The organism is Bacillus sp. WMMC1349 (assembly GCF_013155385.1).
Classification (GTDB): Bacteria; Bacillota; Bacilli; order Bacillales; family Bacillaceae; genus Bacillus.
This window is the reverse complement of sequence record NZ_JABJUQ010000007.1, coordinates 1415256-1428310: the sequence shown is the minus strand read 5'-3', so window position 1 is coordinate 1428310 and position 13055 is coordinate 1415256. Positions and strand designations below refer to the sequence as shown.

The 13055-nt window shown below is 39.7% G+C and carries 12 protein-coding genes; all 12 read right to left on the bottom strand.

The window, feature by feature from the left end; translation table 11 throughout:
• Window positions 1–294: 294 nt before the first annotated feature.
• The gene (gene ftsZ / locus HOO54_RS09625; RefSeq protein ID WP_172294669.1) at window positions 295–1431 is read right to left on the bottom strand and encodes a cell division protein FtsZ; all 1137 of its coding nucleotides are present in this window, start codon (window positions 1429–1431) and stop codon (window positions 295–297) included.
• Between the two features lie 33 nt (window positions 1432–1464).
• Entirely contained in the window at window positions 1465–2760 is a 1296-nt protein-coding gene (gene ftsA / locus HOO54_RS09620) for a cell division protein FtsA (RefSeq protein ID WP_172294667.1), read from the bottom strand.
• A gap of 165 nt (window positions 2761–2925) precedes the next feature.
• Window positions 2926–3294 (bottom strand): small basic family protein, encoded by a 369-nt coding sequence (locus HOO54_RS09615; protein WP_172294665.1) that lies wholly within the window; start codon window positions 3292–3294, stop codon window positions 2926–2928.
• Entirely contained in the window at window positions 3294–4019 is a 726-nt protein-coding gene (locus HOO54_RS09610; protein ID WP_172299459.1) for a DUF881 domain-containing protein, read from the bottom strand. Before HOO54_RS09610 ends, HOO54_RS09615 begins: the two co-directional genes overlap by 1 nt.
• 17 nt (window positions 4020–4036) lie before the next feature.
• Window positions 4037–4729: a DUF881 domain-containing protein gene (locus HOO54_RS09605; RefSeq protein WP_172294663.1), complete on the bottom strand. Its 693-nt coding sequence runs from the start codon at window positions 4727–4729 to the stop codon at window positions 4037–4039.
• Window positions 4726–5502 carry a cell division protein FtsQ/DivIB gene (locus tag HOO54_RS09600; RefSeq protein ID WP_172294661.1) on the bottom strand — a complete coding sequence of 259 codons (777 nt, stop codon included), beginning with the start codon at window positions 5500–5502 and terminating at the stop codon, window positions 4726–4728. The genes HOO54_RS09605 and HOO54_RS09600 overlap by 4 nt, the downstream gene beginning before the upstream one ends.
• 189 nt (window positions 5503–5691) lie before the next feature.
• Complete coding sequence (murB, locus tag HOO54_RS09595; protein ID WP_172294659.1) at window positions 5692–6603, bottom strand: UDP-N-acetylmuramate dehydrogenase; 912 nt, start codon at window positions 6601–6603, stop codon at window positions 5692–5694.
• 25 nt (window positions 6604–6628) lie between these two features.
• A complete protein-coding gene (gene murG / locus HOO54_RS09590) occupies window positions 6629–7732 on the bottom strand; it encodes an undecaprenyldiphospho-muramoylpentapeptide beta-N-acetylglucosaminyltransferase (RefSeq protein ID WP_172294657.1) in 1104 nt (367 codons plus the stop codon).
• Between the two features lie 70 nt (window positions 7733–7802).
• On the bottom strand, window positions 7803–8903 hold the full coding sequence (spoVE, locus tag HOO54_RS09585) for a stage V sporulation protein E (RefSeq protein WP_172294655.1): 1101 nt from the start codon (window positions 8901–8903) through the stop codon (window positions 7803–7805).
• 53 nt (window positions 8904–8956) lie between these two features.
• Window positions 8957–10312, bottom strand: coding sequence for a UDP-N-acetylmuramoyl-L-alanine--D-glutamate ligase (gene murD, locus HOO54_RS09580; protein WP_172294653.1), 1356 nt, complete (start codon window positions 10310–10312; stop codon window positions 8957–8959).
• The gene (gene mraY / locus HOO54_RS09575) at window positions 10312–11286 is read right to left on the bottom strand and encodes a phospho-N-acetylmuramoyl-pentapeptide-transferase (RefSeq protein ID WP_172294651.1); all 975 of its coding nucleotides are present in this window, start codon (window positions 11284–11286) and stop codon (window positions 10312–10314) included. Before mraY ends, murD begins: the two co-directional genes overlap by 1 nt.
• A 139-nt stretch (window positions 11287–11425) precedes the next feature.
• The gene (locus HOO54_RS09570) at window positions 11426–12892 is read right to left on the bottom strand and encodes a UDP-N-acetylmuramoyl-L-alanyl-D-glutamate--2,6-diaminopimelate ligase (protein ID WP_172299457.1); all 1467 of its coding nucleotides are present in this window, start codon (window positions 12890–12892) and stop codon (window positions 11426–11428) included.
• Between the last annotated feature and the right edge of the window lie 163 nt (window positions 12893–13055).

Genomic DNA, 13055 nt, shown 5'->3' with positions numbered 1-13055 from the left:
TAGTGTTTTTTCGTCACCTCCTTGTTATTGTTTTTCCTGTCAAACCATGGTGTTATATTAAATATAGTAAAAAAAAGTTTATTTTTTTGTCGTTATTTGTAAATTTTCATTAAATAAATTTTAGGAGTTAAGGTAGATGAAATCATCGGGGGTGTCGTGAAGTAGTATCGATGAATAAAAATTAGGGAATTTGCTTGCTGGTTTATGTTGATAAAGGACTTTTTAAACAGCTCCTTTCCACATCATTTAAAAAAGAGCTGCCGTCTTTGTTAACGGCAGCTCTCTGTGACTTGATTAGCGTTTATTACGGTTTCTTAAGAAAGTTGGAATATCAAGTGTATCTTCAGCAGGTTGTGATAAATTGCGCTGAGACATATTTGGCTGTTCTTCTCGCTTCGGCTCACGTTTTTGCTGAACGTGCTGATGCTGTTTTAAGCCTTGATTTAAAGGTCTTTGCGGTTTTGTCGGATCTTGATCCTGTTCAATAAAACCAGTTGCAATGACTGTCACAACAATTTCGTCTTTTAAACTTTCATTAATAACAGAACCGAAGATCATGTTGACATCTTGATCTGATGCAGCAGCGACAATATCAGCCGCTTCCTGAACTTCATACAAGCTTAAATTTGTACCGCCTGTAATGTTCATAAGAACACCTTGGGCACCATCGATCGCCGTTTCAAGTAGCGGACTTGAGACAGCTTTTTTAGCTGCTTCAGCTGCACGGTTTTCACCTGTTGCAACACCGATTCCCATTAATGCAGATCCTTTATTTGACATAATTGTTTTCACATCAGCAAAATCAAGGTTAATCAGACCAGGTGTAGCAATTAGATCTGAAATTCCTTGAACACCTTGACGGAGAACATTATCCGCTTCACGGAATGCTTCAAGCATTGGGGTGTTTTTATCAACGATTTCAAGAAGACGATCATTTGGAATCACGATTAAAGTATCAACAGAATCCTTCATCGCTGAAATTCCACCGGCTGCTTGAAGCTGTCTTTTTCTGCCTTCAAAGGTAAATGGTCTTGTGACAACACCGACTGTTAATGCTCCTAAGTCTTTGGCAATTTGAGCAATAACAGGTGCAGCCCCCGTACCAGTTCCTCCACCCATTCCTGCCGTAACAAATACCATGTCAGCGCCTCTTAGTGCTTCTTCAATTTGTTCCTTGCTTTCCTCAGCCGCTTTTTTGCCGACTTCTGGATTGGCCCCTGCACCAAGTCCGCGCGTCAACTTTGCACCAATTTGCATCTTCGTTTCTGCTTTTGAAAGATTAAGAGCCTGAGCATCTGTGTTAACGGCAATAAACTCGACACCCTGAACTCCATTTTCAATCATTCGATTGACAGCATTGTTTCCACCGCCACCTACTCCTATTACCTTAATCGATGCTAAGCCATCTATATTTGTTTCAAACTCTAACATGCTAAATCCTCCTAATCGTCGAATGACTAATGTCTATTCCCAAAAGATGTTAAATAGTTTTTTCATTTTGCTTGGTTTTCTCTGCTCAGCTTGTTGCTTAGACTTTGATTTTGAACGATGCTGTATTTGTTTCTGATGGGAAGCTGCGACTTCCTGAACCGCTTCTGCCGGCATTTGAAATCCTATTTTCCTGCCTTGAATTTTGGCGTTTTGATAGGCGAATTGAATGAGACCGACTCCCGTCATGTACTGGGGTTCTCTGACACCGATATAATTCGGGCTAGCCACTCTGACATTATTTCGAAGAACATCTTGTGCAAGGCTGAGGACTCCTGGCATTCCTACCTGTCCTCCGGTGAGTACAAATCCTCCCGGCAATTCTTTAATGTTCATGTTATGGAGTTCCTCCACCACAAACAAAAAGATTTCCTCTAACCTGGCTTCAATGATATTGGCCACTTCCCGCTGAGTGAAAGTTTGTTGTTGATCCGTTCCAATGACGGCAACATCAAATACTTCCTCTTCTGATGCTTCTTCATAGAAGGCATGTCCAAACTGCTTTTTCACTCTTTCAGCTTCCTCTGTAGAAGTGCGAAGACCGATTGATAAATCTTTGGTAATGTTTTCTCCGCCTAAAGGGACGACACTTGTCGAGAGAAGCTGGCCATTTTCAAAGACCGCAACGGTTGTCGAGCCGCCTCCAATATCGATTAAAGCCACACCGAGATTCTTTTCATCTTTAGAAAGAGCGACAGAGCCGGCAGCCAAAGGCTGCAAACATATATCTGTAATCTCAATTCCCGCCCGTTCAACACAGCGAAGCAAATTATGAATAATTGTTTTTGAACCGGTAATAAGCGATCCTTCCACCTCAAGGCGAACCCCGAGCATCTTTTTCGGATCTGTTATATCTCCACGTCCATCAACGATAAATTGCCTCGGAATAACATCAACGATTAGCTGTTCCGGAGGAATCGATACAACTTCAGCTGCCTCCATCACTCGCCGTACATCTTCTACTTGAATTTCTTTATTTTCATTTGAAACTGCGACCACACCGCTCGTATCTTGAATATGGATGTAATTCCCATTCACGCCAACAATAGCATGAGTCAGCGGAAATCCTATCATCCTTTCCGCTTGTTCAAACGCTTTTTTTATAGAATGAACAGTTTCATCTATATCAACGATTGACCCTTTTTTCAGTCCCCTTGAAGGAACATTTCCGACTCCGATAATGTTGAGAGAATCATCTGAGATTTCACCGACGATCACTTTAATATTGGACGTACCGATGTCTAGACTGACGTAAAGTTCATTGTTGTTCATTCTAAAGGCACCTCCTCACATTTCAGTCAATTCTATTCTATTATTTGCCGAACAACAATACAATGAATGAAGGGTTACAAGTGTGTAACAAAAAGACACAGTTATCACGTTTCTTTAGTTTTAGGATTACTGTGAATATTCGTTACATCCTATGTATATCCTCTTTTAAATCTCATTTTTTTTATTTTTTCTACGCAATGCTGTCCATTTGACAAGCAATATTCTTCTAATAACCGCAATGTTTTGAAACAGTCTGATGCCAAATGCAAACATGCCGACTAAATACAAGTCTACACCAAGATGAACGCCCAGAAAAGCCAAACCTATTGCAATGACAATATTGAAAAAAAAACCTGTCACAAAAACCAGTTCATCATACACACTTTGTAAATGGGCCCTTATTCCTCCAATCATCGTATCGAGTGCTGCAAGGATTGCTAAAGACAAGTAACTCGAGTACTCACTTGGTATTGTAAAGTTTGTGCTAAAACCGATTGCAATTCCAAGCAAAAGCCCTAGAACTGGAAGCCACATTAGGAATTTTCTCCTTTTGATTTTTCGAGCGGTTTCAATGGATTGACTTGTATTGAACCATCATATGCTTTGATCTTGATTTGTTTTTTAGGTCTCTCTATATGTAAATCGAGATTTTCTCCAGCAAAGAGGTCTTGCATGTTTGAAGCAATCATCCCACTATATAGTTTATCGGCATTTTCCCCGATAACTTTTACTGTTATCGGATAGTCATCCAAAGGAAATCCGTCTATTTTGGTTATTCCATTAATATCCCTAATCACAGTCGTATGGATCACTCTTCTATCATTAATCGACATTTCCGTTGCTTCATACTTATTTAACTCATTGATTAATTTTTTCAGAAGATCTGGCGGCGGATTTTCAAGTGATTGTCCAGTTAATTCCTCCGAAAACAGCTGTGATATTTTAATCTTTATTCCATGGTCAGTGATATCAGTCAAACCTGCTTGTTTCTTTAAACTCTGAAGTGTTTCATTCAATCCTTTCGTTTTCGAATTCCCTTCTGTTTTCCGGTATGTTACCAGCATCTTTTCATATTTATCGATTTCAGCTAAAAGATGAAGTTGCTTTGTTTGTTCTGCTTTTAAGTCTTCCCTTAACTCCCAAATATCTCTTGTATCGCGAACTTTGGGCTTCTTTAGTGAATTAAACTGCACAGAGAGCATGAAACCGAATATAAGCATCAGCACAGCGATACTAAGAAAACGATTGTTTTTCTTCACGTCTGTCATCAACTCTTTCATTCCCCTTGTTTTAAAAGAGGATTCATCATAACTTTAGCTTGTTCTTCAATATGGACTGAGATGTGATCACGGGTCAATTGGTCAACTAGACCTCCCGCAATATTTAGTGCTGGTAACAGTACATCCACTTTCCCAATAGCGGAAACAACAAATGGGGCTGGATACTGGTTTCCATCAACAGTAATGACAGGTCCATTACAGGAAATATAGGAATGATGTGTTACACGCTGGCCATTGATCGATACAGCGGCAGCACCGGAGATCCATAGTTCGTTCAATAAACGGAAGATGTGGCTTTCATGTATGATATACTGATTAACATTCTCCCCTTCAGGTATATAAGATGCATCTTTTAATGTGACTTGAATTCCTTGACCTTGAACTCCAATTTCACCGACAAACATTCTGTATCTCTCAACATCTTCGAGAATGTTATCATATTCTTCTTTCTCACCTTTGAGAGATTCTTCTGTTTGCTGCACTTCTTTCTGTTTGCTCATTAATTCATTTTTCAGTGCATTGGTTTGTTTTTCTTGTGATATCAGCCGATCTCTCAGTGAATATTCCTCTTCCCAGCTTTTCGAAGTTCCCTTCTTATCTTTCATCTCTTTTGTGAATTGATATGAAAAAGACAAGAGAAACCCTAATACAAGCATGACTAGCGAAAGAATGGCCGTATGTTTTTTCAACGTTTTTCTTCCTTCTTAGACTTTTTTTGCAATGGTTCAAAATAAGTCCCGACTTCCAAATGAACAATTCCTTTTTGATTTTCCGGCAACTCTTTTACAATTTTAGGGTATTTAGACATTTTCTTGGCAAACGTTTTAATTGAAGCTGTCACAATATGTCCATCATTCATATATAACTTGATATTCCAAGATTTCGACTTCTGAGGTGAATAATTAATTTCTGAAATCATTTTTTTGACTGTCTCAGGAAGTGTGTCTAATTGTTTAGCCATTTGAACGAGTTTATCATCTTTCTTCCAGCCATTTAAGATGGGAGCTTGATCAGTCGGTGTCACTTCATTAGAGAGAACCTGCCCATTTTCTAGCACAGAATAATACGCATTATGTTTTTGTAAAAAAGCAATGTTTTTGTATTCTTCAACGGAAATCGACACTTTGTTAGGCAAACTTTTAAAAACTTGCGCTTTTTTTATTAAATTGTGTTTTTCAATTATTTGCTCGGTTTGTCGCTCATTTAGACTCCAGTATTCTGTCTCTCCTGTTTCAATCGAAGACAGTGAAATAATTTTATCCTTAGATACGTTTTGATTACCTGTAATTTCTACTGTTGACACTTTGCTGATCGGTGTCTGTAAGTAAATAATGACAAGCATCATGAAAAAAAACAAAATAATAAATGTAATCAGCCTGCGGTTTGTCTTTTGTTTTCTCTGTTCTTTAATTTTCGGAATCCGTTCTTCTATATCGACGATTTTATCTTGATCGGGTTTCACGGGATGGTTCACCTCAAGGTTAAAGATGACGACAATTGCTTATTTTATTTGAAAAAACGCGCCTCCTAAAATGGAACCACGGTGTTTATTCAAAAGAAAAAACTGCCGTTAGCGAAACAAACGACATACAAAGATGCCGTTTGATTTCTCGTACATTATACCATAAGGTAGTATGATTTCTGAAAAGATTTATCGTTTTTCACCGATCATTTCAACCTCAGTATGCATATCAACACCATACTTTTCTTTAATCGTTTTTTGAATAAATGTGATGAGATCTAAAACATCTTTGGCTGTAGCTCCCCCAGCATTAATAATAAAATTTCCATGCATCTCGGAAACCTTTGCGCCTCCGATTTGATAACCTTTCAATCCAGCCTGTTCAATAAGCTTACCTGCATGGTCTGGCAGAGGATTCCTAAAGATGCTACCTGCACATGGGTTTGAAATCGGCTGCGTTTCTTTGCGATAATCTTTATTTTTTTGCATTTGTTCAATGATGATATCGCGCTCTTTTTGTTCCAGTTGGAAAACAGCTTCAAGACAAATTCCTGGTCGCTTGTTTTGTAAAATAGATGTACGGTAACTAAACATCATTTCTTCATTTGATAGCCACTCAAACGATCCATCTTCAAATAGAATCAAAGCCTTCACTAAAATTCGGCTTATATCAGAGCCATGAGCTCCTGCATTCATATAAACTGCCCCACCGACTGATCCCGGAATACCAGCGGCAAACTCTAAGCCGGAAAGTCCTTTTTTGCTGATACCGGTAGCGAGCCGAACAACAGAGCACCCACCACCTGCTCTTACAGTCTCACCATCGATTTCGATATGGTCAATACCTGTACCTAACTTAATCACGACACCCCTTATCCCTTCATCAAGGACAAGTAAATTTGAGCCTCTGCCAATCGCAGTCCATTTGACATGATGTTTTTTGATGACCTTCATTGTGTCGCGAATCGCCTGAATGTTTTTTGGAATCACCAAAATATCAGCGGGACCGCCAATTTTTATTGTTGTGTGGTTTGCCAACGGTTCTTTCTCAAGCACTTTACCAACTTCAAGTTCTTTTAATTCCTGTATGACTTTATCCATCGAAAACCTCCAAAATCCTTATGTCTTATCTTTTTTTTAGTTGTTGCAATTCACTTAATACATGATACAGCCGCTGGGCTGCATCAGGAACACCAAGAGATTTTGCGCGCTCACTCATCTCATGTAACGTTTTTTCATCTTGTAAAATATGATCGACTGCTTGAACTAAACGACCGCCATCAAGCTCTGATTCTTTTAAAACGACTGCGGCGTTATGCTTGCCAAGCGAATTTGCATTGACTTCCTGATGATTCGCCGTAACGTATGGACTCGGGATCAAAACACTGGGAATGCCAAGTGCGGTGATTTCCGCAATTGTTGTCGCACCTGCCCGTGCGACGATACAATCGAATGCCTTCAAGTATTCAGGCATTTGATGTAAAAATGGAATAACAACCATATTCTCAGCGACACCTTCATGAGTGAGTGCTGCCATTACTTTTTCATAATGAACTTCTCCTGTCACATAAAGAACTTGATAGTCTCTAGTTTTTAAAGATTGTTGCATCGCAATTACAGCCTCATTTATTGGAGCGGCACCGCGGCTTCCTCCGAAAATCAAGACTGTTTTCTTGTTCTCCTGTAGCCCTAGAGCGCTTAAAGATTTCACCTCTTTTATAGATACGACTTCAGATGCCCTTGGGTTTCCGGTAAAAACAACTTTTTCTGCAGGAAAATGTGTTTGAGCTTCTTCAAAACAAATCGCTACTTTGTCAACATATTTGGATAAAAATTTATTTGTGAGTCCAGGAAGGCTGTTTTGTTCGTGGATAATCGTCGGAATTCCTAATTTTGAGGCAGCATAAACTACTGGTCCGCACACATAACCACCCGTTCCAATCACCGCATCCGGTTGAAATTTCTTTAACTCTTTTTTGCATTCGCTGACACCTTTTAAAAATCGGATAACCGTTTTGACATTTTCAAATGATAGTTTTCTTTTAAAACCGGTAATATCAATGGCTTTAAAAGGAATATTTTCTCGTTCGACGATTTTTTTCTCAAGACCTTTATCTGTCCCGATATATAAAAAACTTACATCTGGGTGGTGTTGTTTCACTTCTTTAATAAATGCTAGGGCGGGATAAATATGACCTCCCGTTCCGCCTCCACTTACCACGATCCGCATCTGTTTTCCCCCTTATCTCTTTTGCACATGACGATAACCCTGCTTTTGAACAGGGTTATCTCTGATCACATTAATATCTTGAATACCGACTGACATTGAGAAGTACACCAACTGCCATCAGCATTAATGTTAATGATGAACCTCCATAACTTAAAAACGGTAATGTAATGCCGGTGACTGGAATTAAACCGGTCACAACACCAATATTAATCATCACCTGAATGGCGATCATTGAAATAACACCGACAGCAATAAAACTGCCGTATAAGTCAGGTGCACCTAAGGCTATTCTAACACCTCTCCATAATAAGACACAGAAAAGCAATAAAATCAGTGACCCGCCAATAAATCCAAGCTCTTCTGATAAAATAGCAAAAATAAAATCTGTTTGCGGCTCAGGCAAATAAAAAAACTTCTGTCTGCTCTGACCGAGTCCCAGTCCAAATAGTCCGCCTGGTCCGACTGCATAGAGTGATTGAATGATTTGAAATCCGCTTCCTAAAGGGTCTTCCCAAGGGTTTAAATAAGACGTAATTCTTTTTATTCGATATGGTGCTGACAGGACAAGACCGATAAATCCACTAAGCCCGATCAGACCGAGAAACACAAAGTGTGAAATTCTCGCCCCAGCCACAAATATCATGATAATACATGTTGTGACCATCACCGTCCCAGTCCCAAGGTCGGGCTGCATCATGATGATCAAAAAAGCAGAAAAAACGATACCTAGGGCGGGTATAAACCCTTTTCTAAATGAGGTAATATTTTTTTGTTTTTCAGACAAAAATTTTGCTAAAAATGCAATCATCGCGAGTTTCATAAATTCAGAAGGCTGAATACTAAAAGCTCCTACACCGATCCAGCTTCTTGAGCCGTTCCGTTCCATCCCAATACCGGGAATCAGAACAATGACCAAGAGAAAAAAGCAGATAATCATTAGCATTTTTGCCCAAGTTCTCCATGTCCAATAATCAACATTCATGATGAAAAACATTGCGATAACTCCGACTCCGGCAAATAAGAGCTGCCGTTTAGCAAAGAAAAACGAATCGTCATATTTGTATGTTGCCCATACCGCACTGGCACTGTAGACCATGATCAGTCCGATTGTTAACAATAATAACGTAATGATAACCAATAAAAAGTCTGGTGACGTTTTTTTAGTATGCAAAGGCCGAACACCCCAAGCTTCTTTTCTTAGGGCTTTCTCAAGCAGACAAGCCCCTATTTAAGCATATGCACGGCATTTACAAACATGTCACCACGTTCTTCAAATGTTTTGTACTGATCCCAGCTTGCACAAGCTGGTGACAAGAGAATGACATCTCCCATATCTGACAAGTTGAAAGCCGCAGATGCTGCTTGTTCAACATTATCGACACGTTTGACTTGTTGTATTCCCACCTCTTTGCCCAACTTCTCAAATTTCGGGGCTGTTTCTCCGAAAGTAATGATCGCTTTGACTGAATTCATGTGTGGCTTTAATTCATCAAATCCATTGCCACGGTCAAGTCCTCCGGCAAGTAGAATCACCGGTTTATCGAAGGATGATAGGGCTTTTTTCGTTGCGAGGATATTTGTTGCTTTACTGTCATTGTAGAACATTCTGTCTTTAATCGTTGTTACATATTGCATTCTGTGTCTTACACCTTTAAAACTTGACAGCACCTTTTGGATAGCCTGATTGGCAACCCCAGCGGTTTTCACAATACAAATCGTTGCCAAAATGTTCTCCAAATTATGTTCCCCTGGTAACACAACATCTTTGAGCGGCATGACTGGTTCATTATGAAACAAGATCATCCCGTCTTTTATACATGCTCCATGTTCTAGCTCTTGTTTAACCGAAAAATAAACTTTCTCTGCTTTTGAACATGTCGCGAGCCGAGTGACGACATCATCATCCAAATTGACAACAGCAACGTCTGTTTCCGATTGATTTCGGTAGATTTGTTGTTTTGCTAGCTCATAATTTTCTCGAGTATGGTGATAATCAAGATGGGCATCAAATACGTTTAATAGTAAACCGATTTTCGGTCTAAATGCATATGTCCCCATGAGCTGAAAAGAAGAAAGCTCTGTGACGATCCATTCGTCTTCGGTGGCTTGATATGCTACTTCACTTGCTGCTGTTCCAATATTTCCAGCAACAAGCGCTTTTTTAGCATCTGCTTTCATCATTTCATAAACAAGCGTTGTCGTTGTCGTTTTTCCATTTGAACCTGTAATACCGATAAACGGCGCATCTGTCAGATGATAGGCTAGTTCTACCTCCGTCCAGACAGGAATGCCTCTTTTAAGCGCTTCTTTAACCATTACATTTTCATAGCGAATGCCCGGGTTCTTAATCAAAATATCAATTGAATGAAGATCGAACAGCTCAACCGGATGTGATCCACAGATGACTTCGACCCCTTTTTTGGCTAGAATTTGCGCAGATTCGTTTTTTTCAAAAGGCAATTGATCATTGACCACAACATATACGCCTTTCTCATGTAAAATGGAAGCAGCTGCATATCCGCTTTTTGCCAGTCCTAGTACAAGGACGTTTTGATTTTGTAATAAACCTTCAGTACCCACTATAACCACACCTCGATGTATATTCCTAAGACGGCAAACAGAAGTCCTGCTGTCCAAAATGTAACAACAACTCTCCACTCCGACCAGCCTACAAGCTCATAATGATGATGGAGCGGGCTCATTTTAAAGATTCGCTTACCTGTTGTTTTAAAAGAAATGACTTGCAAAATAACAGAAAGGGTTTCAATCACAAAAACCCCGCCGATTATGACTAGGAGAATTTCTAACTTTGTTAAAATCGCAATCGTCACAATCGCGCCACCAAGAGCGAGCGATCCCGTATCACCCATAAAAACCTTTGCTGGATGAGCATTAAAGACTAAAAACCCTAAAACCGCTCCAACTATGGCTACCGAAAAAATCGCAACATCCTGCTGTGATTGATTCCATGCCAAAATAGCAAATGCACCAAATGCGATCGCGGCTGTCCCAGATAAAAGCCCATCAAGCCCATCAGTCAAATTAACAGCATTAGAACCGCCAACAAGCATAAATATAACAACGATCAAATAAGCCCAACTAAGTTCAAGTGATATCGTTGTCCCTGGGATACTAATATCAGTTGGTTTGCCTTGAATACAATATACGATATAGAATGCCACAGCGATCACAATCTGACCGATCAGCTTTTGCTTTGAGGTAAGTCCAAGGTTCCGCTTCATGACGACTTTGATATAGTCATCTAAAAAGCCGAGCAGACCGTAGCCAACAGTGACAAACAACAGGAGGAACATGTTGGTACTGACTTCGGAAAATTTTATTGTCATCACGATCGTCGTGACAATAATCGATAATATAATCATGACACCACCCATTGTTGGTGTACCCGACTTTTTCTGATGGGATTTTGGACCTTCTTCACGAATGCTTTGCCCAAATTTCAGTTTTCTTAGGAACGGGATAAATACCGGAGATAACAGAACACTGATTAAAAAGCCCATTAAAATCGTAAACAAAATGACTTGTTCAATCATTGTTCTCCCCCCTTCCCGTTTGGTAATTTTTTAGAAAACAGCATACGCATTTATCATATTCACTGTTTTTTTTCATATGTTGATTTATTTTGAACACATCCATTACATTAACAACTCTTTCCTGTATTTCTTTTTCAATTTATTTCAACTCTAGAATGGCTTTTTTCGCTACTTCAGCATCATCAAAATCAAATATTTGATCACCGATTTGCTGATATGTTTCATGGCCTTTGCCAGCGATCAGGACGACATCACCTTTTTTGGCATTGGTAATGGCAAAAAAGATGGCCTGTTCTCGATTGACAATACTGTGATAATAAGCCCCTCTTACACCTTCTTCCATATCTTTTATAATGGCAAGAGGCTCTTCACTTCTTGGGTTATCTGACGTGAAAATCGGCTCATCTGCCAACTCAGTAGCGATCTTCGCCATTTGCGGTCGCTTCGTCTTATCACGGTCCCCTCCACAGCCGATCACTACAAATAGCTTGCCTTCTGTCATCGCTCGAGACGTATTAAGAACATTTTTAAGGCTGTCAGGTGTATGCGCATAATCAATGACCACTGGAAAATTCTGACCGGCATTGACCAATTCAAATCTCCCTTTGACACCACTTAACCCTTCAATTGCTTTTGTGATGGTCTCAAACGGAAGATCCGCCGCAATAGCGATTGCTACCGCTGCTAACACATTATAAACATTAAATTCGCCAACAAGCGGGATTGTCACTTGTTTTGTTCCCTTTGGTGTGACAAGATCAAAGCTTGTTCCTCTTGGTGTGATCTTGATCTGTACCGCCTTGATATCAGCTTCATTTGTGATGCCATATGTGAGAAGATGTGCGGCAGTCACTTGGGCAAAAGATTCAGAAACGGGATCATCCGCATTTAAAACAGCCCACTTCGGTTTTTCATGGTGAAATGCTCCGCCAAGCTGAGAAAAAAGCAGACTTTTGGCATGCTGATATTCCTGCATCGTCTCGTGATAATCAAGATGATCCTGCGTCAGATTAGTAAATACAGCGATATCGTAATCACAACCATGGACTCTGCCCATATGAAGAGCGTGTGAAGAAACTTCCATTATCGCTGTATCTACTTGTTGATCAACCATTTTTCGAAACGTTTTTTGAAGTGTCACACTTTCTGGTGTCGTATTTTTCACATCAAGTATCTGGTCATTGATTTTCATATACATCGTGCCGATTAAACCTGTTCGGCTGCCGGCATGCTTAAAAATCTCCTCCGCTATATGAGAAGTTGAGGTCTTGCCATTTGTGCCGGTAATGCCAATTAGTCTTAATTGTTTTGTGGGCTGACCATAGAAAGCATCTGATAAAACAGCAAGCGCACGCTTGGAATGTTTGACAATGATAACGGGAACGTCTGCATCAACTTGCTTTTCCGCTATAATGGCTACCGCTCCTTGATCAACAGCCTGTCGAGCGTATTTGTGACCATCGACTGTATAACCTTTTATACAAACAAAAAGACTCCCTGTTTTGACTTCCCTGGAGTCCATCTCGATTGAGGTTATATCAGGGTCTTCTTGGCCGGTAAAGGAAGGTTCATTTCTTAAGTATGTAAGAAGCTTAGTTAATTTCATCATATCAAACCTCTCCGAGTTCAAAATCAGTTTCTTTAAATGAATATTAGTAGTTGTTAGACATACAGTTCATATTTTAGCGTAAAAAAGAGGATACTTCCAGCTAATCACCTGAAAAACTTAAAAAAACTAGCAGAAATAAGCTTGCCGATACAATTGGCTG

What these genes read in the sequence shown, in the direction of transcription:
- mraY (WP_172294651.1), bottom strand. Translation starts at nt 11,286, where the DNA reads ATGATTGAACAAGTCATTTTGTTTACGATTTTAATGGGCTTTTTAATC.
- HOO54_RS09570 (WP_172299457.1), bottom strand. Translation starts at nt 12,892, where the DNA reads ATGAAATTAACTAAGCTTCTTACATACTTAAGAAATGAACCTTCCTTT.
- ftsZ (WP_172294669.1), bottom strand. Translation starts at nt 1,431, where the DNA reads ATGTTAGAGTTTGAAACAAATATAGATGGCTTAGCATCGATTAAGGTA.
- HOO54_RS09615 (WP_172294665.1), bottom strand. Translation starts at nt 3,294, where the DNA reads ATGTGGCTTCCAGTTCTAGGGCTTTTGCTTGGAATTGCAATCGGTTTT.
- murB (WP_172294659.1), bottom strand. Translation starts at nt 6,603, where the DNA reads ATGGATAAAGTCATACAGGAATTAAAAGAACTTGAAGTTGGTAAAGTG.
- murG (WP_172294657.1), bottom strand. Translation starts at nt 7,732, where the DNA reads ATGCGGATCGTGGTAAGTGGAGGCGGAACGGGAGGTCATATTTATCCC.
- ftsA (WP_172294667.1), bottom strand. Translation starts at nt 2,760, where the DNA reads ATGAACAACAATGAACTTTACGTCAGTCTAGACATCGGTACGTCCAAT.